This is a genomic window from Actinomadura rubteroloni, from assembly GCF_002911665.1.
Taxonomy (GTDB): domain Bacteria; phylum Actinomycetota; class Actinomycetes; order Streptosporangiales; family Streptosporangiaceae; genus Spirillospora; species Spirillospora rubteroloni.
Genome location: NZ_MTBP01000001.1, coordinates 1,896,877 through 1,922,014 on the forward strand (window position 1 = coordinate 1,896,877; position 25,138 = coordinate 1,922,014).

25 protein-coding genes and 2 tRNA genes are annotated in these 25,138 nt (G+C 72.0%); 13 read left to right on the forward strand and 14 right to left on the reverse strand.

Annotation, left to right across the window (positions count from 1 at the left end):
- Window positions 1-89: 89 nt before the first annotated feature.
- Entirely contained in the window at window positions 90-3,461 is a 3,372-nt protein-coding gene (locus BTM25_RS08380; RefSeq protein WP_103562121.1) for a pyruvate carboxylase, read from the forward strand.
- Between the two features lie 222 nt (window positions 3,462-3,683).
- Window positions 3,684-4,961, forward strand: a complete 1,278-nt coding sequence (locus BTM25_RS08385; RefSeq protein ID WP_103562122.1) for a lipase family protein — start codon at window positions 3,684-3,686, stop codon at window positions 4,959-4,961.
- Window positions 4,962-5,025: 64 nt separating this feature from the next.
- On the opposite strand, the gene BTM25_RS08390 is transcribed toward BTM25_RS08385, so the two are convergent.
- The 5 genes from BTM25_RS08390 to BTM25_RS08410 all read right to left on the reverse strand — a co-directional run bounded on the left by BTM25_RS08390 (window position 5,026) and on the right by BTM25_RS08410 (window position 8,968).
- On the reverse strand, window positions 5,026-6,261 hold the full coding sequence (locus tag BTM25_RS08390; protein WP_103562123.1) for an RNA polymerase sigma factor: 1,236 nt from the start codon (window positions 6,259-6,261) through the stop codon (window positions 5,026-5,028).
- Window positions 6,262-6,299: 38 nt separating this feature from the next.
- Window positions 6,300-6,653, reverse strand: coding sequence for a YciI family protein (locus tag BTM25_RS08395; protein ID WP_103562124.1), 354 nt, complete (start codon window positions 6,651-6,653; stop codon window positions 6,300-6,302).
- A gap of 101 nt (window positions 6,654-6,754) precedes the next feature.
- A complete protein-coding gene (locus BTM25_RS08400) occupies window positions 6,755-7,963 on the reverse strand; it encodes an alpha/beta hydrolase (protein ID WP_168212054.1) in 1,209 nt (402 codons plus the stop codon).
- Window positions 7,964-8,137: 174 nt separating this feature from the next.
- Window positions 8,138-8,491, reverse strand: coding sequence for a DoxX family protein (locus tag BTM25_RS08405; RefSeq protein WP_103562126.1), 354 nt, complete (start codon window positions 8,489-8,491; stop codon window positions 8,138-8,140).
- Window positions 8,492-8,560: 69 nt separating this feature from the next.
- On the reverse strand, window positions 8,561-8,968 hold the full coding sequence (locus BTM25_RS08410; protein ID WP_168212055.1) for a YchJ family protein: 408 nt from the start codon (window positions 8,966-8,968) through the stop codon (window positions 8,561-8,563).
- A gap of 80 nt (window positions 8,969-9,048) precedes the next feature.
- On the opposite strand from BTM25_RS08410, the gene BTM25_RS08415 reads away from it, so the two are divergent.
- Entirely contained in the window at window positions 9,049-9,237 is a 189-nt protein-coding gene (locus BTM25_RS08415) for a hypothetical protein (protein WP_103562128.1), read from the forward strand.
- Window positions 9,237-9,470, forward strand: a complete 234-nt coding sequence (locus tag BTM25_RS08420; protein WP_103562129.1) for an Lrp/AsnC family transcriptional regulator — start codon at window positions 9,237-9,239, stop codon at window positions 9,468-9,470. Before BTM25_RS08415 ends, BTM25_RS08420 begins: the two co-directional genes overlap by 1 nt.
- A 316-nt stretch (window positions 9,471-9,786) precedes the next feature.
- On the opposite strand, the gene BTM25_RS08425 is transcribed toward BTM25_RS08420, so the two are convergent.
- From BTM25_RS08425 to BTM25_RS08440, 3 genes are all read right to left on the reverse strand, one after another.
- The gene (locus tag BTM25_RS08425) at window positions 9,787-10,275 is read right to left on the reverse strand and encodes an SRPBCC family protein (RefSeq protein ID WP_103562130.1); all 489 of its coding nucleotides are present in this window, start codon (window positions 10,273-10,275) and stop codon (window positions 9,787-9,789) included.
- 64 nt (window positions 10,276-10,339) lie between these two features.
- Complete coding sequence (locus tag BTM25_RS08430; RefSeq protein ID WP_205647995.1) at window positions 10,340-10,951, reverse strand: TetR/AcrR family transcriptional regulator; 612 nt, start codon at window positions 10,949-10,951, stop codon at window positions 10,340-10,342.
- A 540-nt stretch (window positions 10,952-11,491) separates the two neighbouring features.
- A tRNA-Arg gene (locus tag BTM25_RS08440) sits at window positions 11,492-11,564 on the reverse strand.
- A 124-nt stretch (window positions 11,565-11,688) separates the two neighbouring features.
- Here BTM25_RS08440 and BTM25_RS08445 point away from each other — a divergent pair.
- Together BTM25_RS08445 and BTM25_RS08450 are read left to right on the forward strand one after the other, a co-directional pair.
- Window positions 11,689-12,108 carry a hypothetical protein gene (locus tag BTM25_RS08445; RefSeq protein ID WP_103562132.1) on the forward strand — a complete coding sequence of 140 codons (420 nt, stop codon included), beginning with the start codon at window positions 11,689-11,691 and terminating at the stop codon, window positions 12,106-12,108.
- 75 nt (window positions 12,109-12,183) lie between these two features.
- Window positions 12,184-13,236, forward strand: coding sequence for a D-alanyl-D-alanine carboxypeptidase family protein (locus BTM25_RS08450; protein ID WP_103562133.1), 1,053 nt, complete (start codon window positions 12,184-12,186; stop codon window positions 13,234-13,236).
- 1,052 nt (window positions 13,237-14,288) lie between these two features.
- Here BTM25_RS08450 and mscL read toward each other — a convergent pair.
- The 6 genes from mscL to BTM25_RS08480 form a co-directional block, all read right to left on the reverse strand.
- Window positions 14,289-14,690 carry a large conductance mechanosensitive channel protein MscL gene (gene mscL / locus BTM25_RS08455; RefSeq protein ID WP_103562837.1) on the reverse strand — a complete coding sequence of 134 codons (402 nt, stop codon included), beginning with the start codon at window positions 14,688-14,690 and terminating at the stop codon, window positions 14,289-14,291.
- Between the two features lie 105 nt (window positions 14,691-14,795).
- Window positions 14,796-15,812, reverse strand: a complete 1,017-nt coding sequence (locus BTM25_RS08460; protein WP_168212056.1) for an SAF domain-containing protein — start codon at window positions 15,810-15,812, stop codon at window positions 14,796-14,798.
- The gene (locus tag BTM25_RS08465) at window positions 15,809-16,636 is read right to left on the reverse strand and encodes an S-methyl-5'-thioadenosine phosphorylase (protein ID WP_103562135.1); all 828 of its coding nucleotides are present in this window, start codon (window positions 16,634-16,636) and stop codon (window positions 15,809-15,811) included. Before BTM25_RS08465 ends, BTM25_RS08460 begins: the two co-directional genes overlap by 4 nt.
- Before the next feature lie 111 nt (window positions 16,637-16,747).
- Window positions 16,748-17,089: an FmdB family zinc ribbon protein gene (locus tag BTM25_RS08470; RefSeq protein WP_103562136.1), complete on the reverse strand. Its 342-nt coding sequence runs from the start codon at window positions 17,087-17,089 to the stop codon at window positions 16,748-16,750.
- A 109-nt stretch (window positions 17,090-17,198) separates the two neighbouring features.
- A complete protein-coding gene (locus tag BTM25_RS08475; RefSeq protein ID WP_103562137.1) occupies window positions 17,199-18,683 on the reverse strand; it encodes a potassium/proton antiporter in 1,485 nt (494 codons plus the stop codon).
- Between the two features lie 280 nt (window positions 18,684-18,963).
- Window positions 18,964-19,545 (reverse strand): 5-formyltetrahydrofolate cyclo-ligase, encoded by a 582-nt coding sequence (locus BTM25_RS08480; protein ID WP_103562138.1) that lies wholly within the window; start codon window positions 19,543-19,545, stop codon window positions 18,964-18,966.
- A gap of 33 nt (window positions 19,546-19,578) precedes the next feature.
- On the opposite strand from BTM25_RS08480, the gene galU reads away from it, so the two are divergent.
- From galU to BTM25_RS08515, 7 genes are all read left to right on the forward strand, one after another.
- Window positions 19,579-20,496 (forward strand): UTP--glucose-1-phosphate uridylyltransferase GalU, encoded by a 918-nt coding sequence (galU, locus tag BTM25_RS08485; RefSeq protein WP_103562139.1) that lies wholly within the window; start codon window positions 19,579-19,581, stop codon window positions 20,494-20,496.
- A gap of 28 nt (window positions 20,497-20,524) precedes the next feature.
- Window positions 20,525-21,733, forward strand: a complete 1,209-nt coding sequence (glp, locus tag BTM25_RS08490) for a molybdotransferase-like divisome protein Glp (protein ID WP_103562140.1) — start codon at window positions 20,525-20,527, stop codon at window positions 21,731-21,733.
- Window positions 21,730-22,227, forward strand: a complete 498-nt coding sequence (moaC, locus tag BTM25_RS08495) for a cyclic pyranopterin monophosphate synthase MoaC (RefSeq protein WP_103562141.1) — start codon at window positions 21,730-21,732, stop codon at window positions 22,225-22,227. The genes glp and moaC overlap by 4 nt, the downstream gene beginning before the upstream one ends.
- Window positions 22,228-22,235: 8 nt before the next feature.
- Window positions 22,236-22,712, forward strand: coding sequence for a MogA/MoaB family molybdenum cofactor biosynthesis protein (locus tag BTM25_RS08500; protein WP_235828297.1), 477 nt, complete (start codon window positions 22,236-22,238; stop codon window positions 22,710-22,712).
- Between the two features lie 297 nt (window positions 22,713-23,009).
- Window positions 23,010-23,639 carry a GNAT family N-acetyltransferase gene (locus tag BTM25_RS08505; RefSeq protein WP_205647996.1) on the forward strand — a complete coding sequence of 210 codons (630 nt, stop codon included), beginning with the start codon at window positions 23,010-23,012 and terminating at the stop codon, window positions 23,637-23,639.
- A gap of 247 nt (window positions 23,640-23,886) precedes the next feature.
- On the forward strand, window positions 23,887-24,465 hold the full coding sequence (gene sepX, locus BTM25_RS08510) for a divisome protein SepX/GlpR (protein WP_103562144.1): 579 nt from the start codon (window positions 23,887-23,889) through the stop codon (window positions 24,463-24,465).
- Window positions 24,466-24,520: 55 nt separating this feature from the next.
- A tRNA-Ala gene (locus BTM25_RS08515) sits at window positions 24,521-24,594 on the forward strand.
- Window positions 24,595-25,138: the final 544 nt, after the last annotated feature.

Below are 25,138 nucleotides of genomic sequence, written 5' to 3' on the forward strand. Positions count from 1 at the left end.
GGCGTTATGTTGGGACCGCTCGACGCCGAGCCCGAGGGCCGTCGCGAGACCGGGGCGGCCCACTCTCGCTGACTCCTGGGAGCCAGGCCGTGATCAACAAGCTCCTCGTCGCCAACCGCGGCGAGATCGCCGTCCGCGCCTTTCGCGCCGCCTATGAGCTGGGAATCCCCAGCGTCGCCGTCTACCCCCACGAAGACCGCCTGTCCCTGCACCGGCAGAAGGCGGACGAAGCCTATGAGATCGGGGAACGTGGGCACCCCGTACGCGCGTACCTGGACGTGGACGCCATCGTGGCGACCGCGCTCCGGGTCGGCGCGGACGCCGTCTACCCCGGCTACGGATTCCTGTCCGAGAGCCCCGAGCTGGCCGAGGCGTGCGAGCGCGCGGGCCTGACGTTCGTCGGGCCGCCCGCGCCGGTGCTGCGGCTGGCGGGCAACAAGATCGAGGCCGTCGCCGCCGCGCGCCGGGCGGGCCTGCCGGTGCTGCGGTCGCTGACGCCCGAGCCGGGCGCCGAGCTGGAGGCCGCCGACGACGTCGGGTTCCCGCTGTTCGTGAAGGCCGCCGCGGGCGGCGGCGGACGCGGCCTGCGCCGCGTCGAGCGCCGCGAGGACCTCCTTGCCGCCGTCGACACGGCCCGCCGCGAGGCCGAGGCCGCGTTCGGCGACCCGACGGTCTTCCTCGAACAGGCCGTCGAGCGTCCCCGGCACATCGAGGTGCAGGTGCTGGCGGACGGCGAGGGCCACACCGTCCACCTGCGCGAACGCGACTGCTCGGTGCAGCGCCGCCACCAGAAGGTCGTGGAGATCGCGCCCGCGCCCCGGCTGGACCCGCTGATCGTCCGGCGGCTGTGCGCGGACGCCGTCGCGTTCGCCCGCGAGATCGGCTACGTCAACGCCGGGACGGTCGAGTTCCTGGTGGACGACCGCGGCGAGCACGTCTTCATCGAGATGAACCCGCGCATCCAGGTCGAGCACACGGTGACCGAGGAGGTCACGGGCGTCGACCTCGTGCAGAGCCAGCTCCGCATCGCGGGCGGCGAGACGCTGTCCGACCTCGGCATCGAGCAGGAGAACGTCACGGTCTCGGGGTTCGCGGTGCAGTGCCGCATCACCACCGAGGACCCGGCCAACGGGTTCCGTCCCGACACCGGCCGCATCTCGGCGTACCGGTCGCCGGGCGGCGCGGGCGTCCGGCTGGACACCGGCACCGCCTACGCGGGCGCGGAGATCTCGCCGCACTTCGACTCGCTGCTGGTGAAGCTGACCTCGCGCGGCCGGACGTTCGAGGAGGCCGTGCGCCGGTCGGCCCGCGCGGTCGCCGAGTTCCGCATCCGGGGCGTGGCCAGCAACATCCCCTTCCTGCTCGCGCTGCTGGACGAGGCGGACTTCCGCGCGGGCGGCGTCACGACGTCCTACATCGCCGACCATCCGGGGCTGCTGACGGCCCGGTCCAGCGGCGACCGCGCCACCCGGCTGGTCCGCTATCTCGCCGACGTGACGGTGAACAAGCCGCACGGCGACGCCCCGACCACGCTGGACCCGGCCGTCAAGCTGCCGTCGCTGGACGCGTCCGGGCCGCTGCCCGAAGGCTCCCGGGACCGGCTGCTCGCCCTCGGCCCGGCCCGGTTCGCCGCCGAACTGCGCGCGCAGACCGCCCTGGCCGTCACCGACACGACGTTCCGCGACGCGCACCAGTCGCTGCTGGCCACGCGCGTCCGGACCTACGACCTGGTCGCCGCCGCGCCGCACCTGGCCCGCTCGACGCCGCAGTTCCTGTCGCTGGAGGCGTGGGGCGGCGCGACCTACGACGTCGCGCTGCGCTTCCTCGGCGAGTCCCCGTGGGACCGGCTCGCCGCGATCCGCGAGGCCGCGCCGAACCTCTGCCTCCAGATGCTGCTGCGCGGACGCAACACCGTCGGTTACACGCCCTACCCCGACTCGGTGGCCCGCGCGTTCGTCACCGAGGCCGCCGCGACGGGCGTCGACATCTTCCGGGTGTTCGACGCGCTCAACGACGTCGAGCGGATGCGGCCCGCGATCGACGCCGTCCTGCAGACGCACGCGCTGGTCGAGGGGACGCTCTGCTACACCGGCGACCTCTCGTCCCCGGGCGAGCAGCTCTACACGCTGGACTACTACCTGCGGCTCGCCGAGCAGCTCGTGGACGCGGGCGTGCACGTCCTGTGCATCAAGGACATGGCCGGTCTGCTGCGCGCTCCGGCCGCCCGGACGCTCGTCACGGCGCTGCGCGAGCGCTTCGACCTGCCCGTCCACCTGCACACCCACGACACGGCGGGCGGCCAGCTCGCCACCTACCTCGCCGCGATCGAGGCGGGCGTGGACGCGGTGGACGGCGCCGCCGCCCCGCTGTCGGGCACGACGAGCCAGCCGCCGCTGCAGGCGATCGTCGCGCACACCGACTACACCGAGCGCGCCACCGGCCTGTCCCTGGACGCCCTGACGGAGATGGAGCCGTACTGGGAGGCCGTCCGCAAGCTGTACGCGCCGTTCGAGATGGGCCTGCCGTCCCCGACCGGGCGCGTCTACCACCACGAGATCCCCGGCGGGCAGCTCTCCAACCTGCGGCAGCAGGCCGTCGCGCTCGGCCTCGGCGACCGGTTCGAGGAGATCGAGCGGCTGTACGCGGCGGCGGACCGGATCCTCGGCCGGCTGGTGAAGGTGACACCGTCCAGCAAGGTCGTCGGGGACCTCGCGCTGCACCTGGTCGCGGCGGGCGCCGACCCGGCCGAGTTCGCGGCGAACCCGGAGACGTTCGACATCCCCGACAGCGTCATCGGGTTCCTCGCCGGCGAGCTCGGCGACCCGCCCGGCGGCTGGCCCGAGCCGTTCCGCGGCCGGGCGCTCGGCTCCCGCGCGCACACGCCCGCGCGCGCCGAGCTGACCCGCGAGGAGGAGAAGGCGCTGGACGGCCCGGACGTCCGCGACACCCTCGACCGGCTGCTGTTCCCCGCCCCCGCCAAGTCCTACCGCGAGACCCGCGCCGCCTACGGGAACCTGTCGGTCCTGCCGACCGGCGCGTTCCTCTACGGGCTGCGGCCCGGCCAGGAGGTCGCGTTCGACCTGGAGCCGGGCGTGCGCGTCCTCGCCGGGCTGGAGGCGGTCGGCACGATCGACGAGGCCGGGTTCCGGCAGGTCATCTGCACGGTGAACGGGCAGCTCCGGACGCTGTCGGTCCGGGACCGGTCGGTCGTGGCCGAGACCGCGCCGGTCGAGCGCGCGGACGCGTCCGTGCCGGGCCAGATCCCGGCGCCGTTCGACGGGTCGGTGACGCCGCGCGTCGAGAAGGGCGCGGTCGTGGCGGCGGGCGACGTCGTCGCGACGATCGAGGCGATGAAGATGGAGGCCGCGATCACCACGCCGGTCGCGGGCACGGTCGCGCGGATCGTCGTGCCGGGCGCGACGCGCGTGCAGGCGGGCGATCTGCTGCTCGTCATCGAGTGACGGCACGCCGCCGGGGGGCTTCGGTTCCCCGGCGGCGTCCCGCGCGCAAGCCCGTTTGACCTCGCTGGTTCCGGGTCGCGGAGGCCACCTTCGGCCGCCGGTTTGTGGGTGCGGTGCTAAATCGGATTCCGAGGCTGTGACGGAAGTGCATTCCTTGTGCGCATCGGCGTGCGGGACAGTCATCAGCGTTCACATTTCCGGCTCCCCTCCCCTGGAGTGGTGATGAAACTCCGGTCCCTGCTGACCACCGCGGCGTTCGGCGCCGCGCTGGCGGTCCCCGCGGTGGTCGCGGCGACGCCGGCGTCCGCCGCGCCCACGGGCTGCACCGCGTCCGACGACGAGATCTACGCTGAGGCACCCGCCAACCTCAGCGGCCAGAACGGCGACCTCCTGGCCTGCCAGGAGACGAAGCTGACCAACATCCCCGGCGACGTGCCGATGAAGGCGTGGAAGGTCCGCTACGTCTCCACCGACGCCAAGGGCACGAAGATCCCGGTGACGGGCACCGTCGCGATCCCGACGGCGCCGTGGACGAAGGGCGGCTCGCGTCCGACCGTCGCCTTCAACCCCGGCACGCTGGGCTCGGGCGCGCAGTGCGCGTTCTCCAAGCAGCTCGCCGGGCACTTCGTCGACATGTACGAAGGCGCCAACCTGACCCTGTTCCTCCAGGCCGGCGACGCCATCGCGGCGACCGACGGCATGGGGTACATCAAGGGCAAGCTCCACCCGTACGTCAACGGCGCCGACGCCGGGCACTCCCTGCTCGACATCGTGCGCGCGTCCCGCCAGGTCCCCGGCGGCGACCTGAAGGCCGACGGCAAGGTCGGCATCTCGGGCTACTCCGAGGGCGGCCACGCCGCGCTGTGGGGCGCCCAGCTCGCCAAGTCCTACGCCCCCGAGCTGAACGTGGTCGGCGCGGCGGCGGGCGGCGTGCCCGGCGACCTCAAGCTGACCGCCAAGCAGCTCAACGGCAGCCTCTTCGCGGGCTTCCTCGCCGACGCCCTCATGGGCATCAAGGCCCAGTACCCCGAGTTCCCCTTCGAGAAGCTGGAGAACGACGCGGGCCGCCAGGCCGAGAAGGACGTCGCGAGCAACTGCCTGTTCGGCACCCTCGCGGTGTTCCTCGGCGCCAAGGTCGAGAACTTCACCACCGACAAGCTCACCCTTGACCAGCTCTACCAGGTCAAGGCGTCCACGGGCGTCACCGGCGGCGAGATCATCGACCAGCAGAAGCTCGGCGTGGACATCGGCCCCGCCGGGTCGGGCGCCAAGTACGAGATCGGCTTCCCGGTGTTCCAGTACCGCGGCTGGCTGGAGGAGATCATCCCCCACGAGACCGAGGACGGCACCAAGAACGCCTACTGCAAGGCCGGCATCAACACCACCTGGAAGAACACCTACCCGACCGAGCACCTGTCCACGGACTGGGGCGCGGCCGGTGACGTGACCAACTTCCTGAACGACCGGTTCCAGGGCAAGGACGTCAAGAGCACCTGCTGACCCTTCCCCTCGCGCGGCCCGGACGGTTCCTCCCATGAACCCCGTCCGGGCCGCGCCCCTTTTCTCAGGCCCCGCCCGCGCGGCGCAGCAGCGCCCGCCGTTCGGCCTCGTTGGCGGTCAGTTCCGCCGCGCGGCGGAACTCCGCCCGCGCCTCGGCGTCCCGGCCGAGCCGTTCCAGCAGGTCGCCGCGCACGCTCGGGAACAGGTGCCGGTCGCGGACCGGAGCGTCCCCGGCCACCGCGTCCAGCACCGCGAGGCCCGCCGCGGGACCGTGGGCCATCCCCACCGCGACCGCCCGGTTCAGCTCCACCACCGGTGACGGCGCGACGCGCGCCAATACGTCGTAGAGCGCCGCGATCTGCGGCCAGTCGGTGTCGGCGGCCGTCGCGGCGCGCGCGTGGCACGCCGCGATGCCCGCTTGCAGGACGTACGGGCCGGGCGGCCCGCCGAGTTCCCGCGCCCGCAGCAGCGCCGCGAACCCGCGCCGGACCAGCAGCGGGTCCCACAGCGCCCGGTCCTGCGCGGGCAGCGGCACCGGTTCGCCGGACGGTCCCGTCCGCGCCCGCGCCCGCGACGCCTGGACCTCCATCAGCGCGACCAGCCCGTGCACCTCGGCCTCGCGCGACATCAGCCCGGCGAGCAGCCGCCCGAGCCGCAGCGCCTCGCGGCACAGGTCGCCGCGCAGCCAGTCGTCGCCGGACGTCGCCGCGTACCCCTCGTTGAAGATCAGGTAGAGGACGGCCAGCACCGACGACAGCCGGTCCGCCCGGTCCGCGCCGGACGGCACCTCGAACGGGACCCCGGCGTCGCCGAGCGTCTTCTTGGCCCGCACGATCCGCTGCGCGACCGTCGGCTCCGGGATGAGGAACGCGCGCGCGATCTCCGTCGTGGTGAGCCCGCCGAGCATCCGCAGCGTCAGCGCCACCCGGGACGGCTCGGGCAGCACCGGATGGCACGCGGTGAAGATGAGCCGGAGCATGTCGTCCTCGATGCGCTCCGGATCCACCTCGGCCGTCGCGGCGGTCTCCATCCGGTGCCCGATGTCGGCGAGCCGTTCGGCGTACCGGTGGTCGCGGCGGATGCGGTCCACGGCGCGGCGGCGCGCGACGGTCATGAGCCAGGCGCCCGGGTTGCCCGGGACGCCCGACTCAGGCCACTGTTCGAGCGCGGCGACCAGCGCGTCCTGCGCCAGTTCCTCGGCCAGGCCCACGTCCCGGACGACCCCGGCGACGCCCGCGATGATCCGGCCCGACTCCAGCCGCCAGACCGTCTCCGCCGTCCGGTGCGCGTCGCTCGTCACACGGCCGATGACAGCATCAGCGCCACCGGCCGCGCAACTCAGCCGGGGAAGTCGTCGCCGGGGCCGAAGACCCGCTGGATCGTCCCCCGGCCGTCCCCGACGATCGCCCAGAACCGGCGGCTCACCTCGATCGCCTCGGCCTCGTCGCGGACCTCGACCAGCGCGAACCCGACGACCTGCTCCTTGGCCTCGCTGAACGGCCCGTCGGTGACCGTCACCTTGCCGCCGCTGGAGGTGATCCGCTTGCCGCCCGGCTCCAGGCCGCCCGTCGCGAGCAGGACGCCTGCCCGGGTCATCTCCTCGATGAACGCGCCCATCTCGGCCATCATCGCCTCGTCCGGCGGACCGCCGGCGGCGGACGCGTCGTCGGTGGTCATCATGAGGTAGCGCATGGTCGCTCCTTCGGTTCCCGGCCGGTTCCGTCCCGGCCTCGCACCGACGCGTCGTCCGGCGGAACCGGGATTCGACATCCGCGCCGAACTTTTCCCGCGAGTCAGAGCTTACGGGCGCCCAACGCGGTCATGATCTGCGGGAACGTCTTGTGCAGCTCGTCCTGCCAGTACTTCCACGAGTGCGAGCCGTTGCCGTAGAAGTCGGTCGTGACGGGCACGCCGAGCCGCCGGGCCTGCGCGACGAAGTCCTTGGACGTCCGGTACACCTGGCTCTCGCTCAGGTACCGGATGTCCCACGGCGCCGCGTTCGGGTTGTCGTACGGGCCGGTGGAGCCGTTGCCGGACGACACGTAGACCTTCGTCCAGCGCAGCCGGGGGAGCAGCGTCGCCGGATCGTGCGCGGCCCAGTTCGCCCGGTTGAGAACGGGGTCGCCCCAGATGTCCGACGGCGTGGTGCCCGGCCGTGCGTTGGTGTAGAGCAGCAGCGCCGGGATGCCCGGGCTGAGCATCGACAGGACGCCGCTGAACGAGCCCGCGAACCGGTAGAGCCCCGGGTGGCGGGCGGCGTAGGTGATCGCGCCCTGCGCCCCGGACGAGATGCCGATCGCGGCGCGCTCGGGCCCGGCGCGGAAGTTGCGCTCCAGCAGCTCGCGGACCTCGACGGTGTGGAAGGTCTCCCAGCGCGGCGTTCCGCCCCGTCCGCCGTTGTACCAGTCGGTGTAGGAGCCGTTCCGGCCGCCGTCGGGCATCGCGACGAGCGTGTCGTACTTGGCGGCGAGGCTCTCGATGTCGGTGCTGCGCGTCCACGAGATGTAGGTGTCGTTGCCGCCGTGGAACGCGTACAGCGTCGGCCAGGTGCGGGTGGCGGTCGCGCTCCACGTCTTCGGGACGAGCAGCCGGACCTTCACCGACTTGCCGAGCCCGGTCGAGTTGACCGTGATGTCGGCCTGGGTCTTGCGCTTGTCCAGCCACTTCACGCCCGTGATCTTCGAGCCGTCGTCGGACGGCAGGTAGACCGGCGGCGTCGTCTTGCGCGGGGCGGGCGTGCCGGTGACCGGCGGGACGTTCAGCGTCGGGAGCGGGTTCGGGTTCGTCGGCGCCGGGTTGCCGTTGACGGTCGGCGCGCTGAACGTCGGTACGGGGGAGGTGTTCGTGCTGATCGGACCGTTGAGCTGCGCGGCGGCCGGGTCGGGCAGATGGCCGGGATCGCTGTCGTCCTTCCCCGAGGGCAGCAGCACGAGCACCGTCGGCACGATCGTGACGAGGGCGATGCTGCCGATCGCGAGAAGAGCGTCGGTCCCTTTCCGCACTTTGATCCCCCTTTGGGTCGGAGCAGACCCTACTGTCCCGCCCATGCGTCCTGGGACGCACGGGAAAAACGTGAAGCAATCGAGACCTGGGGCATACGGTATCGCCAGGGCATGACGCGCACGCAACCGGCCCTGCGTCCAATAGTGGCGTAAACCGGGCCGTCGCGGGAGGGGTCAGTGCGTCGCGACGCGCAGCAGCAGCGTGATCAGGACGACGCCGCCCACCACGATCGCCGGGGCCGTCCGGGCGGCCGAGTCCTCGGCGCGGCTGTGCGTCACGAGCGCGCCCACCATCAGGACGAACAGGCAGAACCCGACCAGGATGCCGAGCCAGGACGCCCACAGCCCGACCAGCAGCCCGAACGCCCCGAGGATCTCCGCGACGCCGACGAGCCGGTAGCCGTCCCACGGCACGCCGAGATGCGTCGCGAGGTCCACCTGCCGCGGAACGCCCTGGAGCTTGCCGAGGCCCGCCGTCAGGAACACGCCGGCCGTCGCCAACGTGAAGATCACCGTGAGCAGGAACATGCGGTGGGCGTTCCCGGGCCGCCGCCGCGGCTACCGGCGCCCGACCGAAAAATGATCAGTTGCCGGGCATCAGATGATCACGCCGTTGAGATAGACCCAGTCGCCGTCGTTCCTCACGAACGAACTGTTCTCGTTCATCCGCCCGGCCTGGCCGTCCTCGGTGAACGTCGCGCTGAAGTGCACCGTCCCGGCCGAGTGCAGCGGGCTCCCGCCGGTCGTGCCGAGGACGGTCAGGCCCGTCCACACCAGACCCGGGTCGAACCCGATCCGGCGCGGGCGCGTCCGCGGATGCCAGCTCCGCAGCAGGTACTCGGCGTCCTTCAGCGCGAACGCGCTGTACCGGGAGCGCATGAGCTGCTCGGCGGTCGCGGCGCTCGCCTCGCCGCGGTGCAGCCGTCCGCAGCACGCGTTGTACGACATGCGCGGGTCGCACGGGCAGGACACCGGCGTCCGCGGGGACGTTGCGCGTTTCGGCATCTCTCCATTGTCGCCCGCCGGCGCCGCCGCCCGCCGCAGGGTCGCCGTTTCACCCGGCGCCTGCGGGTCACGTAGGGGCTATGAGACGACCCGAGGACGAGGACAGGCCGCTCGCCGACCGGCGCGCGGACCCCGGCGACGCCGTGCCCGACGACGAGCACGACTTCGCCGAGGAGAACGCGCCCGGCCCGACGTCCCCCGCGAACGCGCCCGCCGACGCGCCGGGCGGCGAGGACGAGGGCTACAGCCCGCAGACCGAGGTGCCCTGATGGTCCGCGCCTACGTGCTCATCCAGACCGACGCCGGACGCGCGGCGGACGTCGTCGAGCACGTCCGCCACGCGCCCGGGATCGGCGAGGTCGCCGCCGTCACCGGGCCCTACGACGTGATCGCGCAGATCGAGGCCGCCGACGTCGCCGTCCTCGGCCGGACGGTCCTGGACTCGGTCCAGTCTGCGCCCGGCGTCGTCCGAACCCTGACCTGCCCGATCACCAGCCTGTGACCGCCCACGCGCGCCTCGCGCGCCCCGCCCCCGTCCGATCGGCGTCCTGTGACCGGCCGCGCCTCGCGTGCCCTGATCCCGTCCGATCAGTGGCCTGTGATCGGCCGCGTCTGCCGCGCGCGCCCCAACGCTGTGCGATCACCGGCCTGACCGGCCGAGCCCGCCTCGCGCGCTCCAACCCCGTGCGATCAAGTGGCGTGTGACCGGCCGCGCCCGCTTCGCGCGCCCCAACGCCGTGCGATCACCGACCTCTGACCTCGGGCCGCGCCGCCGGGCGCACCTCGACCGGACCAGATCGGCCGACGCCTGACGCCGGTCAGGCGGCCTGGGGCGCCTCCAGGTGCCGCTTGATCCGTTCGAGCGTGGTGGCGATGTGGCGTTCGTTCGCGCCCGGCCGGTTGATGGTGCCGGTGATGAGGATGGCGATCGGAATGAACCAGAGCGGGGCGCGCAGCCAGTTGGTCTCGGTGACGACGCAGCCCCGTCCGTCCTTGGTGGGTGCGATGTCGTACTCCCAGCGGGAGATGGGCAGGCGGAACGCGGTGTCCACCCGGTAGGCGAACCTGCGGTCCCGCACCGCCTCGGTGATGGTGCAGTTCGTGTACCAGCGGCGGCGGCCCTTGCGGTTGTGTCCGCGGAACCGGGCGCCGACGGCGGCCCCCGTGGCGCCGTCGAGCCAGTGGGCGCGGTACGCCTCCTCGGCGAAAGTGATCATGACGGGCGGGTCGCTGATGATGCGGTAGACGTCGGCCGCGGGCGCGTCGATCGCGACCCGGCCGACAGCGATGGGCTTCTTGTACAGCATGGGGCGGCCCTTCCCGTGAGGGGTGGATGTAATCGGTGATTACATCAGGGCGCCGCGCCAGCGGTCAACGCTTCTCCTCCGGCGACAGGACGATGCCGGCCCCGAACGTGTCGAGCACCTGGTCGACGAGCCGGTCCGCGTGCTCGGCGGGCAGAAAACCGTCCACGATCATCTGGGACAGCCCGTACACCAGCGCATGGGACGTCAACGTCACCAGCGCGGGATCACCGCTCCGCAACTCCCCGGCACGCTGCCCGCTCGTGACGACCCCCGTGACGAGCCGGTCGATCTCCTCCAGCCCCTCGCGCAGCTCCGGAGCAGGCTGCCCGCCATAGACGGTCTTACGAAGCAGCTCGAAGCGGTGCGTGTGGCTGGCGGCGTACATCACGAAGGCCCGTCCGAACGTCCACATGGCGGTCCGGTCCGGACGGGCGTCGGCGAGCGCGGCCCGCTGCCACGCGACGAACCCGTCTAGAACACGCCCGGCGACGGCGTTCAGCAACGCCTCCCGGTCCGCGAAATGCCGGAACGGAGCCCCCGGCGAGACCCCGGCCCGCCGCGCCGTCTCCCGGACGGACACCCCCGCCATCCCGCCCTCGTCCAGCAACTCCAGTGCGGTGGCGACGAGCACGTCAGGAAGGGACCCGTGATGGTACGTGGAGCGCTTGTCGGTCACCAGCGCTTGATACCACTTCCCCCACACCACCGCGTCCCACCCCACACCAAGCCCCCGAACAACCCGCCCCCCACCGCAACCAGGACCCCCACCACAGCACCCACCAGCAACCCACCCATAAACGCCCGCCAGAAACCCCCCAGAGCACCCGACGAAGGCAAGGTGCTCACGGAAAGCCTCGCATCGCACGACGCGCGCCAGAAGGACGGCACAGCGCCCACCAGAAGACCTTGGAACACGCCACAGTCCCGTAAAAGCGGGCCACGCAGCAGGAGGCCCCCCCACCGCCCGGCGCACATCGGAACGACGGCACAACGTCCGTGAGAACACCGTCCGCAGCACGGCACAAGCCGGGAAGCCGCGCAGCTACGAGCCGGGAAGCCGCGCAGACACGCGGAACAGGGCACGCGGAACAGAGGGTGGTGCGGCGTGGTGAAGGGTGGCGCGCAGCGGCAAGGGAAGGCGCGGCGCAGGTGGAGGGGTGGAGCGATTGGTGGCGGCGCGCCTGGGGTGGGGAGACGGCTCGGCCGACGATGGGGGCGCCCCCGGCAGGATTCGAACCTGCGACACCCACTTTAGGAGAGTGGTGCTCTATCCCCTGAGCTACGGAGGCTGGTGACGTCCGGTACAGGAGCGTAGCGGACGACGCGTCCAGGGTAAGGGAACGGGGCATGCGGGCGCTCGTCCAAAGGCGCGCGACTCGTTCTGGGTTGGTGAGATCTGTACGCTTCCCTCCCGTGAACGGACGGAGATGGGGGAAGGTCCGGACGGCCAACGAACGCGCGCAGGACGGGCGCGTCAGACGGCCTCCGGCCCTGGCCGTCGCCGGGGTCGGCGCGAGTCTCGTCGTCGGCGCGGTGGTCGCGTTCGGCGGACGGGGCGGCGGGGAGGCCGCGCCGCCACCGCCGCCGGCGGAGGCGTCCGTCGCCCGGCCGCGGACGAGCCCGGAGGTCCAGCCGACGTACGGCGAGTCCGTCCCGCCGCGTGCCGTCCCGCGCCCGGCGCCGAGCGCGGTCCGGCCGCCCGCGCGCCCGACGGCGTCCCCGCGCCCGGTGCGGCGACCGCCGCACCGCCGGTACGGCCCGTGCCCGCCCGGCTTCTGGAATCTCCCGTTCTTCGACCGGTGGTGCGGAAGGCGTCCGTTCGGTCGCCGGTGACCCGCCGGAGGGACGCATGAACCTGTAGTAGCGTTCCAGGCGCTGTTCGTATTGGGCATCAGGAGGAAAACCACCGTGCCAACCCCCCGGGCGGCGGTGCTGACCGCGGTCTTCCTGGTGATGGCGGCGATCGGCGCACCACCGGGACGGGCCGCTCAACGCGAGGACCCGCTGGACGCGCTGCGCCGCCAGGCCGCCAAGGCCCGGTCCGACCTTGAGGCGGCGACCGCGCGGCTTCAGCAGCGGCAGAAGGACCTGACCGCCTCGCAGGCCAAGCTCCAGGACACGCTCCGCCAACTCGCCGCGGCCGAGACCGACCTCAACCGGATCCGCGGCCCGCTCGCGAGCCTCGCCAACGCGACCTACCAGCAGCAGAACGCGGTGGGAGCGCTGTCGGTCTTCGGCGGCGGAAGCCCGGAACAGGCGCTCCGCTCGTCGGCGGACGTCGACCACCTGGCCGCCGACCAGCGCCGCGTGATCAACGAGGCGGGCCAGTACGAGCGCCGCCGCGCGCAACTGGCGTCCGCGGCCCAGGACCTCCAGTCGCGCAACGCGGTCGAGCAGACGAAGGTGCAGCAGCAGGTCGAGCAGCTCAAGCAGAAGTCGGCGGACCTCACCCGCCAGCTCACGACGACGCTGAACAAGCTGGACGTCAACGACCAGCGCCGCCTGGAAATGTCCTGCGACAAAGGCCTGGCGGCCAAGGCTAGAACGTTCCCCAACGGCCTGATCCCCGCAAAGTACCTCTGCCCGCTCCCGCAGAAGAACCGTGAACTACGCCCCGATGCGGCGCTGTCCTTCTACAAACTGAACGCCGCCTACAAACGCCGCTTCGGCCGCAACATGTGCCTGACGGACTCCTACCGCAGCCTCGCCGAACAACAACGCATCTACGCCCAGCGCCCGGCCTTCGCGGCGGTCCCCGGCACGAGCAACCACGGCAAGGGCCAAGCAGTCGACGTCTGCGGAGGCGTCCAGAACCAGGGCTCCCCCCAGTTCAACTGGTTGGAAGCCAACTCCCGCAAATACGGCTGGTTCCACCCCGCCTGGGCCTACAGCAACCCCTTCGAGCCATGGCACTGGGAATTCGGCCACACACCCAACGGCTCAACAGGCACGGAACCCTAACCTCCCGACCCCCGAAGCAAAAGGCAGCCCACCCCGCAGAAAAAAACAGCGGAGCCTCGACGCGTACCCCTCACGCATTCCGCGCCGCGAGTCCCCACCTCTCCCCGAACGATCCATATAGATCTCAAATAGCACCACGCCCATTGCCCGATGCCCGATGCCCGCTAGATCCGTAGGGGCCCGCACAGCCCCGGCGGAAGCCGGACGACGCTGCGCGAGACCGAGCCATAGCGCCGACGGCGCCCGTGGTGCCTATGGTGCCGGTGGTGGTGCAGGTGGTGCGGGCGGTGCGGGCCTGCGCGAGACCGGGCAGGCAGGACAGGCCGCGCGAGGCTGATCGGTCAGGCATAGCCGCGTGAGGCTGCCGGTAAACGCCGGACGAGCAGAGCCCCATGGACCCGCGCCGACCCGGCGGAAGCCGGGCAATGCTGCGCGAGACCGAGCCGATGGTGCCGGTGGTGCCGGTGGTGCCGGTGGTGCGGGTCCCGGGTGGCACGGGCCTGTGCGAGGCCGGTCGGTCAGGCAGAGCCGAGCGAGGCTGCCGGTAATGGCGGGCGAGCAAAGCCGCGTGGACCGCGCCGACCTGGCGGGAGCCTGGGCGATGCTGGGCGAGACCGAGGCGTGTGGCCTCAGGTGGTGTGGCCTCAGGTCGTGCGGGCGTGCGGTGGGGCGTGCGGTGCTGGGCCACAGCCGCACGGGGCTGTGCCCGCCGGATCCGCGTAGATCCGGCGGGCTGCCGGGCGCCCGATAATCCATGCGCACCTGGCCGGTCGAGTACGCCCGCTGGCAGTGCTCCTGCAGCGACGGGTGGCGGCGCAGCGGCGGTAGGGATCGCAAGTAGTCACGACGCCTGCGGTGGCCGGGCTGGTTGTGCGGCGCCTGGACGGCCGGCCTGGCCGCCGGTGACCGGAGCGCTCGGACGGAGGCTGGGCGGCCCGCGGCGGCCCGCGGTGGCCCCGGGTGGCCCCGGGTGGCCCGGGGTGGTCTGGGCGGTGGGGCCGGGCGGTTGGGTTGGGTGGTTGGTCGGGTGAGTGTCCGCCTCGGTGACGGGGTTAGGCGTCGGCGGTGACCAGCGCCGTGCAGAAGCGGCAGCGGCGGGCCTTGATGGGGATCTCGCTCAGGCACTCCGGGCACTCGTGCTCGGACTTCTCCTTGCCGCGGTCGAGGCGTTCCAGCAGCTTGCTCATCGGGAGGACCACCAGGAAGTACACGACCACGGCGGTGATGGTGAACGAGAGCGCCGAGGTCACGAAGTTCCCGTAGGGGAAGGTGGTGCCCGCGAGCTTGAACGTCAGGGCCGTGTAGTCCGGCTTCCCGCCGAACAGGGCGATCAGCGGCGTGATGAACGAGTTCGCGAACTCCTTCACCAGCGATGCGAACGCGGCGCCGACGACGAACGCGACCGCCAGATCGACCAGGTTCCCGCGGATGACGAACTTCTTGAAGCCGCCCATCATGGAGTCTCCAGCACGTGTCGGGGGTGTGACGACCACACTTTCTACCCGAATCACTCGGGCACTGTGCGTGATATCGCAAGGATTCCCCGTGTTCGTCGTGTCTCAGTCCGGTTCGATCGTGACCGAGAGAACACCTCCCGCCCCCGCCAGCGCGGCCGCCTGCGCGCGGTCCGTCGCCACGACGACGAGCGCTCCCTGACCCGCCGTCTCGCGGCTACGCGGCACGGCGAGCACGGTCACACCCGCCGCGACCAACCGGGCACGAGCCCCCGGAGCGCCCACGGGCATAGAGCCTTCCCGATCAACGCGCAAGGCAAAGCCTGCTCCGTCCACCGCATGCCCCGGCCAACTTCCGAGTCCGATGCCGTGCCCTGGCTCGGTTCTTCGGCCCGGCCCGAGGTCGGCCAGGGCCGGCCGCGTGGTGGGTGCGGGCTGGGGAGGTACCGAGGTCGTCCCGCTGGACGGGCGGGGGAGCGGCGGGGCGGGGCCGGGCGCGTGCGTCCGCTCGGACGATCGTGCGGCGCCTCCTTGATCGGGGTGCGGGGTGGCGGCAGCGGTGGGCTCCTGCGGCGGTGTCGGCGTCGGTGACGGCGATGCGGGCGGCGGGACGGAAGGACTCGGCAGTGGCCCGGGATCAGTCGGGTCGGGCGGCGCCAGCTCAGCGAACGCCGGCTCGGCCGCTGCCGATGAACTCGCCGTCAGGATGTCGATCCGGTCCCCGGGCTGCAGCAGGCGCACGGCGTCGGCGTCCGCGATCCGGACGGGCGTCGCCACCGTCCCCGTCGGAAGACCGCGCAGCAGACCGGCGGCATCGACCAGCCGCGCGTCAGTGAACGGCTCGCCCTTCCGCATGGCGCCCGCCACCACCCGTCCGGCCGGCGAAGAGCGCGCGGCCCCGGCCGGGACGGCGTCCGGCGGCACCGTCGCCCGCCGCACGTCGGACGGCCGCAGCGTCGCGCCCGCCGGAAGGTCGCGCGCCGCCGTCAGGATCCCCACCCCGGCGGCCCCAGGCGGGCGGAGCGCGAGCAGCCCGAACCCGGCGCCGAACGCCGCGAACAGGGCCGCCGCCGCTCGCCGGTGCCGGACGCGCCACCGCAGCAAAGAGCGCAGCCCGTTCACGGCAGCTCCAGCGGAAGCTTCATGCCGTCGAGCACGTTCGGGCAGGCGCACGGACGCTCGTCCGGAAGGCGCGTCACGACGTCGCCGACGAGAGCCCGCAGCCGTCCCACGTTCGCGTGGAAGACCTCCAGCACCTCCGCCATCGTCACGCCCTCGCCCGTGTCGACCCCGGCGTCCAGGTCCGTGACCAGGCACAACGGCGTGTAACAGAGTGCGAGTTCCCGGGCGAGCACCGCTTCGGGATGGCCCGTCATCCCGACGAGCGTCCAGCCCTGCCCGGCGAACCACCGCGACTCGGCGCGGGTGGAAAACCGGGGGCCTTCGATGACGACGAGCGTGCCGCCGTCCACCGGATCCCAGCCGGTCACGCGCGCCGCGTCGACGGCGGCCCGGCGACCCGTCGAGCAGTACGGGTCCGAGAACGGCACATGTATGGCCGCGCCGGTCTCGTAGTAGGTCTGAGCGCGTCCGGACGTCCGGTCCACGAGCTGGTCGGGCACGGCGAGCGTCCCGGGGCCGTGTTCGGCGACCAGCGAGCCGACGGCGCTCGGCGCGAGCACCTGCCGGACGCCGAGAGCCCGCAGCGCCCACAGGTTCGCCCGGTAGGGGATGGCGTGCGGCGGGAACCGGTGGTCGCGGCCGTGGCGCGGGATGAACGCGACGCGGCGGCCGTTCAGCTCCCCGACGGCAACCGGGTCGCTCGGCGCCCCGTAGGGCGTGTCGACCCGGAACTCCTCCGCGTCGTCGAGGAGGGAGTAGAAGCCCGAGCCGCCGATGACGCCGATCTCGGCGGCCGGCCCGGGGAAGGTCTGCGAAGTCGTCATGCGGCCGACCCTAGGCAGCCGCCGCACCGCTCCGCGAGGCCCGCCGCGAACTGTGGATAACTCCCGCGCTGATCCCCGGGCGCCCCGCCGCTCGCCGGACCCCCGGCGAGGTCAGGCCACCTTCTCCGACGAGGAGGAGGACGACGACGTGGTCGTGGACGACGAGGACGACTCGCTCGTGCCGGACGAGGCCGACGAGGACGAGTCCGACTTCGTGGTGTCCGACTTGCCCGCATCCGTCGACTTGGCGGGCGACGTCGCCGCGGACGACGACGACCCTCGGCTGTCGGTGCGGTAGAACCCGGACCCCTTGAAGATGATCCCCGCAGCCGAGAAGACCTTGCGGAGTTTGCCCTGGCAGGCCGGGCACTCGGTCAGCGCGTCGTCGCTGAAACTCTGCACGACCTCCAGAGGCTCGCCGCACTCGGTGCAAACATACTGATACGTCGGCACGGTTCCTCCTCGCTGACACAGCCCGGACCAGCGGGCTGGCACTCAGTTGAAACGACTGCTAATGGTACCGATGTTGGCAACGGGATTCTCCTCCGGGCTGTTCCCCGGCTCAGGCCCCGGTCTCCCCGAACCAGCCCGCCAGCTTGCCGCGCCGGCTGATCGCGCGCAGCCGCCGTTCGGTGAGTTCCCGGACGTCCTCGGTCGTCACGACGAGCAGCGTGTCGCCGCCGCGCAGCGCGGTGGTCGAGTGGGGAACGAAGCTGGCGCCGTCCCGGACGACGAGCGTGATGGACGCCCCCGGCGGCAGCCGCAGCTCGAACAACTCGACGCCGCCGAGCAGGGAGTCCGGCGGGACGCGGATCTCCAGCAGTTCGGCGTGGAGTTCTTCCAGCGGCGCGGCCTCGACGCCGAGTTCGCGGGGGTTCTCATCGTCCTTGAGCCGGCACCAGCGGGCGACGAGCGGGAGCGTCGGCCCCTGGAGCAGGGTGAACACAACGACGATGTTGAACACGATCGCGAACAGCCGGTCGGCGCCGGGCACGTCGTTCACCATCGGGATCGTCGCGAGGATGATCGGTACGGCGCCGCGCAGCCCGGCCCACGAGGCGAAAATCTTCTCGCCCCAGCCCAGCCGGAAGCCGAACGTGGACAGCACGACCGAGAGCGGCCGCGCCACCAGCAGCAGGACGAACCCGATGATCAGCGCCGGGACGATCTGCGCCGGAAGCTCACCGGGCGAGGCGAGCAGCCCGAGCATCACGAACAGCCCGATCTGCGCGAGCCAGCCGATGCCTTCGGCGAACCCCCGCGTGGCAGGACGGTGCGGAAGCCGCGAGTTCCCGAGAACGAGCGCGCTCACATAGACCGCGAGGAACCCGCTGGCGTGCGTCTGCGCAGCCGCGCCGTACGCCCCGACCGACAGCGAGAGCACCGCGATCGGGTAGAGGCCGGACGCCGGCAGCGCGACGTGTCGTAGCCCGTACGCACCGAGCCAGCCGATCAGGAAGCCGAGGAGACCGCCCGCGATCAGCTCATATGCCATGACGCCGAAGAGCTCGAACAGGTTCGGCGCGGTCGCGTCCGTGGTGCTGAGGGCCACGACGATGATGACGACGGGGGCGTCGTTGAAGCCCGACTCCGCCTCCAGCAGGCCGGTCAGGCGCGAGGGCAGGGGCAGGCGGCGCAGGACGGAGAAGACCGCGGCGGCGTCGGTCGGCGCGAGCACGGCGGACAGCAGGAACGCGAGCTGCCAGTCCATGCCGAGCAGCCACATCGCGGCGCCCGCGACGACGCCGATGCTGATCAGCGTCCCGGCGACGGACACCGAGATCGCGGCGGGGACCGAACTGCGGACGCGCCGCCAGTCGGTCGTGATGCCGCCCTCGGCGAGGATCAGGACGAGCGCGGCGAGCCCGAGGATCTCGGCGAGTTCGGCGTCGTCGAAGTCGATGCCGACCCCGGCCTCGCCGATGAGGAGCCCGAGCGCGATGTAGATGAGGAGGCTGGGCAGTCCCGCGCGGTACGACAGCCGGACGGCGACGATCGCACTGAGTACGAGCGTGGATCCGAGGAGTAGCCAGAGTTCGAGATGCACATCCCTCCCGGTGGGGCCGCGACGAGTGATCGTTTAGGAATCCTACAGATTTAGCCGCAGATCGCATACTTTCAGTGACCGCTCGGGGCGATCTCCGGGCGCTGGTTGCCGCGACTGCACCCGAGTGACCTGCGACGATGTAGTATTTGTGATTTTTGCGGCTGTTTCGCCCTCTGTTGCCGCGTTCCACGTCCCGTCCGGGCGGGCGGCCGCGAAAATGTCAGACCCCTCCGCGACGATGGACGCGTTCCGTCACCGGTCCGTCACGGAGGGAAAATGATCAGGCGAAGCGCACGAGACCTGCGGACGGCGTCACCGCGGCCCGCACCGGGCGATCATGCGGTTCGGCGGGCAGGGAGTCCACCAGCTCGCCGTCGTACAGCAGCGCCACCGTCAGGATCGCCGGACCCACCCGCGCCAGCGCCCGGTCGTACGAACCGCCGCCCCGGCCGAGACGCGTGCCCGTCCGGTCCACCGCGAGCGCCGGCGCCAGCACCACGTCGGCGCTGGCCACCGCGCCCGGGCCGCGCGGCGGCTCGGACGGCTCCAGCGTCCCGCGCGGCCCCGGCCGCAGGGAGTCCGGCCCTTCGTACGACGCCCAGTCCAGATCGCCGTCCGGAAGGAGAAGAGGCAGCAGGACGTACGCGCCGCGCTTCCACAGCGCGAACAGGAGGCCACGGGTGTCGGGCTCGTCGCCCACCGAGGCGTAGGCCGCGACCGTCCCCGCCATCTCCATCTCGGGGACCGCCAGCAGCACGTCCCGCAGCGCACGGGCGGCGGACGTCCGCGCCGAGGGGTCCATGGCGGTCCGCGCCGCCAGCGCGGACGCGCGCGCCGCGCGCTTTGCGTCGATGTCGCTCACGATCTTCTCACCGTCGGTGGCTAGGGTCTCACCATGGCCGACAACGCACCCGTACTCAAGGCCGTCGTTCCGGCGGCGGGTCTCGGAACCCGATTCCTGCCCGCGACGAAGGCGACGCCGAAGGAGATGCTGCCGATCGTCGACAAACCGGCGATCCAGTACGTCGTCGAGGAGGCCGTCGACGCGGGACTCACCGACGTCCTGATGATCACCGGCCGCAACAAACGCTCGATCGAGGACCACTTCGACCGGGCCTACGAGCTGGAGGAGGCCCTCGACGCCAAGGGCGACGCCGAACGGCTGGCCGCCGTCCGAGAGTCCGCGGACCTCGCGATCATGCACTACGTCCGCCAGGGCGAGCCGAAGGGCCTCGGGCACGCCGTGTACTGCGCGCGCCAGCACGTGGGGCGCGAGCCGTTCGCGGTCCTGCTCGGCGACGACCTCATCGACGCCCGCGACGACCTGCTGCGCCGCATGATCGAGGTCCGGCAGCGCTACGGCGGCAGCGTCGTCGCGCTGATGGAGGTGGAACCCGAGCAGGTGTCGGCCTATGGCTCCGCCGCGATCGAGACCACCGACGAGGAGGACGTCGTCCGGATCACCGACCTGGTCGAGAAGCCGCCGACCGGGGAGGCGCCCAGCAACTGGATCATCATCGGCCGCTACGTCTGCGACGCCTCGGTGTTCGACGTCCTGGAGAAGACCCCGCCCGGCCGCGGCGGGGAGATCCAGCTCACCGACGCGCTGCGCACGCTCGCCGACACGCCCGCCGACCAGGGCGGGGGCGTCTACGGAGTGAAGTTCCGCGGACGCCGCTACGACACGGGCAACAAGCTGGAGTATCTCCGCACGGTCGTGATGTTCGCGTCCGAGCGGGAAGACCTGTCGGCGGAGTTCCTCTCCTGGCTGCGCGACTTCTGCGCCGAGCGCGGCGGTGCGGGGAACGGGTGACCGGTCACCGGACGGGGGAAGCGTGGGCATGAGGACGGTCGCGGAGCATCTCGCCGGGATCCTGGCCGAGGTCTCCGTGCTGGCGCCGGAGGAGGTGGCGCTGCCGGACGCGGCGGGAACGGTCCTCGCCGAGCCCGTCGCGGCGCCCGTCGCGCTGCCGCCCTTCGACAACTCGGCGATGGACGGCTACGCGGTGGTCGCGGCGGACATCGCCGGGGCCACCGAGGCGTCGCCGGTCGCCCTGCCCGTCCGCGGCGACATCGCCGCGGGCGTCGCGGGGGTCGCCGAGATCGGCGTCGGCAGCGCGGCGCGGATCATGACGGGCGCCCCGCTGCCCGCCGGGGCGGACGCGGTCGTGCCCGTCGAGTGGACCGACGGCGGCGTGCGCGACGTCCGGGTGCTGCGCGCCGCGCCGCCGGGGAACTACATCCGGCGGTCCGGTGAGGACGTCGTCGCCGGCCAGGTCGTCGCGGACGCGGGGACCCGGCTCGGCGCCGCGCAGATCGGCATGCTCGCCGCCGTCGGCCGGCCCCGGGTGAGTGTGCGGCGCAAGCCCCGCGTCGTCGTCCTGTCCACGGGCAGCGAACTGCGCGAACCGGGCAGCGAGCTGGAACCGGGCCAGATCTGGGACTCCAACAGCTTCATGCTCGCCGTCGCGGTGGACGAGGCGGGCGGCACGGGACGGCGGCGGGCGATCGTCGCCGACGACCCAGCCGACGTCCTGCGCACCCTGCGCGACCTGGCCGGAAGCGTTGACGCGATCGTCACGACCGGTGGGGTCTCGATGGGCGCCCGCGACGTCGTCAAGGAGGTCCTGACGGGCGTCGGCACGATGGCGTTCCACAAAGTGCGCATGCGGCCCGGCAAACCGCAGGGATTCGGCCTGCTCGACGGGACGCCCGTCTTCACGCTGCCCGGCAACCCGGTCAGCGCGTACGTGTCGTTCCAGGTGTTCGTGCGTCCGGCGCTGCGGGCGATGCAGGGCCTGCCGCCCGAGTCCCTGCCGACAGTCAGCGCCGTCCTCGGCGCAGATGTCCGCTCGCCCGCCGGGATTCGGCACTATCAGCGGTCGCGGCTCAGCGAGAACCGCGGCCACCCCACCGTCACGCCCGCCGAAGGGCAGGGCTCGCACCAGCTCGGGTCGCTGGCCGGCGCCGACTCCCTCATCGTCTTGGACGAGGAGGCCGAGGCCGTGCCCGCCGGCGCGCACGTCGAGGTCATGAGGTTGCCGTCATGAGCATGGGATCGGAGTTCGCCGAGTTCAGCCATCTCGACGCGTCGGGCGCGGCGCGGATGGTGGACGTCTCGGCGAAGAACATCACCGACCGCACCGCCACCGCCGCGGGCTTCGTCGCGCTGTCCGCGCGGTGCGTCGCCGCGCTGCGCGCCGGGGACGTCCCCAAGGGCGACGCGCTGTCGGTCGCCCGCATCGCCGGGATCATGGGCGCGAAACGGACACCGGACCTGGTGCCGCTGTGCCATCCGATCGCGCTGCACGGCGTCGCCGTCGACCTGACCGTGGCCGACGACGGCGTCGCGATCGTCGCCACCGCCCGCACCGCCGACCGGACGGGCGTCGAGATGGAGGCGCTGACGTCCGTCACCACGGCCGCGCTCGCCCTGATCGACATGGTGAAGGCGATCGACCCGGCGGCGACGATCACGCAGGTCCGCGTCGAGGAGAAGACGGGAGGCAAGACCGGGACATGGCGCCGAACGGGAGACCGCTGATCCGCGCGATGGCCGTCACGGTGTCCAACCGGGCCGCCGCGGGCGTCTACGAGGACCGGTCCGGGCCGCTGCTCGTCAGCTTCCTGGAGGATCTCGGCTGCCAGGTGGACGGCCCGGTGGTCGTGCCGGACGGAGAGCCGGTCGCCGAGGTCCTCGCCGACGCGGTCGCGGCCGGGTACGACGTCGTCGTCACCACGGGCGGCACCGGGCTCAGCCCGACCGACGAGACGCCCGAGATGACGCGCCGCATCATCGAACGGGAGGTTCCGGGCATCGCCGAAGCGATCCGGCAGGAAGGACGCGAGGCCGTGCCCGCCGCCGTCCTCTCCCGGGGGATCGCCGGGACGGCGGGCCGCACGCTCATCGTGAACCTGCCGGGCTCGACGGGCGGGGTGCGCGACGGGATGGCCGTGCTCGGGACCGTTCTGCGGCACGCCGTCGACCAGATCGGCGGCGGTGACCACCCGCGTCCGGCGCAGGCGTGACCGTCTGGCTGGAGCGCCATTTTCGGCTATCGGGCCGGTGCGGCGGACCTGGCGGTCTCGGTCTCTCAGCCGAGACGTGGACGGCGCACACCGTGTCTGGTATGACCGTTTCGTCATGCTGAACGGAGCCGTCTGGCCCGAGCCGGACACCCCGGCGGCGACCGGCGCCTGTTCCGCGCTCCGCGCAGGCACGTCGCCCGGCCGTCGGTGCGTGCCGGACGGAGCGCGGCGGACGATCTGGTGGACAATTGATGGCGTCCGGGCACGCGAAAAGGGAATCATGGAGTCGTGGAACGCATGCGGGGTTGGCCGGTCACACTGACCGAGGGGCCGGTCGGGCTGCGCCCGCTGCGGCACCGTGACGCCTCGATCTGGCGCGACATGCGCGTGCGCAACGCCGAGTGGCTGCGCCCCTGGGAGCCCACCAACCCCGAGACGCCCCTGTTCCGCAGCGGCCTCGGCCCGTACTTCACGATGGTCCGGACGATGCGCCGCGAGGCCCGCCAGGGTCTGGCGCTGCCCTGGGTCGTCACCCACGAGGACCGGTTCGCCGGGCAGCTCACGATCGGCGCCATCGTCTGGGGTTCGGCGCGATCCGCGCAGATCGGCTACTGGGTCGACCGCCAGGTCGCCGGGCGCGGCATCATGCCCACCGCCGTCGCGCTCGCCGTCGACCATTGCTTCTTCACCGTCGGGCTGCACCGCGTCGAGGCGAATATCCGTCCCGAGAACGCCGCCAGCCGCCGCGTCGTGGAGAAACTCGGCTTCCGCGAAGAGGGAATTCGGCGCCGTCACCTGCACATCGACGGAGCCTGGCGCGACCACATCTGCTACGCGCTGACCAGCGAGGACGTCCCCGGCGGCCTCCGTGCTCGCTGGCTCGCCACCCGGAGACGAGCATTTCCCCACTCGCCGTCGTCACCCTGACATTTGAGCGGACGGTGACGTCCGGGCGTTCGCCGCGCCGTAAGTTTCCTGCGCTCGCGAAGGCTCGGCAAACGGAGAGTAACCAAGAGAACGATCTCGCGACACACCGCCCCTTATGCTCGTCAACCGTTGACACCGACTCGTACCGTGCGGGCGTGACCCTGCTCCCGATGCACGTGCGCGAGCCGTTCCGCGGCGCGTTCCTTCACCGTGCCCCGGGGCGTCCGCGGCCCACTGGGGTCGCCGCGTGAGCAGTGCCGTCCTCTATCTCGCGATCGTCGCCGTTTGGGCCGTCGTTCTCGTCCCGATGTGGCTCCGCCGGGACAACAATGAGTCTCCGGGAGTTTCTCGTTTCCTTCCTCGCCGCATCGAGGAGACGGACGAGTTCGACCTCGACGAGACACCGGTCACATCCGAGACGGAGGACGACGCGGACATCCACGAGCCCTCGCCCGTCCCGCAGCCGCGCCGCCGCCACGGCCGCGCGGCCGTCATCGCGCGCCGCCGGCGCCGCACGACGGGTCTCACGCTGCTGTTCCTCACGACGGTCGTCCTCGGCGCGACCGGCGTCGCGCCGTGGTGGACGACCGTCCCGGCCCTCCTGCTCTTCACCGGCCACCTGGCGCTGCTGCGCGTCGCCGTCGGCGTGGACGCCGCCCGCCGCGCCGACCTCGCGCAGCGGGCACGCTTCCGCCGCGCCGCCGAGCAGGAGGCCGAGGCCGCCGCCGTCGCCGCGGCCCACGCCGAGGTGATCGAACTCGTCCCGGTCCCCGAGGAAGAGGTCTTCGACCAGTACGCCGACGATCGTCGCGCCGTGGGCGAGTGAGCCGCTTTCCGGTTACGCGAACACCCCGAGATCCTGCTAACCTAACGGAGTCGTTGGGGCTGTGGCGCAGACCGGTAGCGCACCTCGTTCGCATCGAGGGGGTCAGGGGTTCAAATCCCCTCAGCTCCACTGCGGGCCGTTCTTGAGTCGGTCTGAGGTTGTTTGACGAAATCCCGTTCGGTCGTGAGATCGGGCGGGATCTCGTCATTGGGTGGGCTGGAGTGCTCGCTGAGCGGGCTCGTTGGGACGCGTTCGGTGGTCGCGAGGAGGATAGCGACGTTGATCGCCCGCCGCGAGGGCATGGGAAGCCCAATGCGGTCGGTGGGTGGTCGGGGTCTCGCGGTGTGGTTCGGTGCGTATGGTTGTCAGCGCCGGTGGTCAGCGCCCGACGGGTAGCGGTCGTCTGCGGCGGGGTGTGTATCGGTGGTGGGGCGGATGGCCTTCGGGTGATGGCGGGTTTGTCCTAGACTGTGCAAATATGCAGCTTGGCGCATGAGGGCCGTAGGGATCGTTTGTGCGGCTTGACCGTAAGCGAGCCGGTTCCTGGGATCGGTTAGGTGGACGAAGGCAGGCAGTCTGACGGTCGGTTTGGCCGCTTGGTGTGCGGCGCGTTGCTGGGCGTCGGTCAAATCGATACGTGCTCGGCGGCCAGACGGTTTGGATTTCTTGGAAA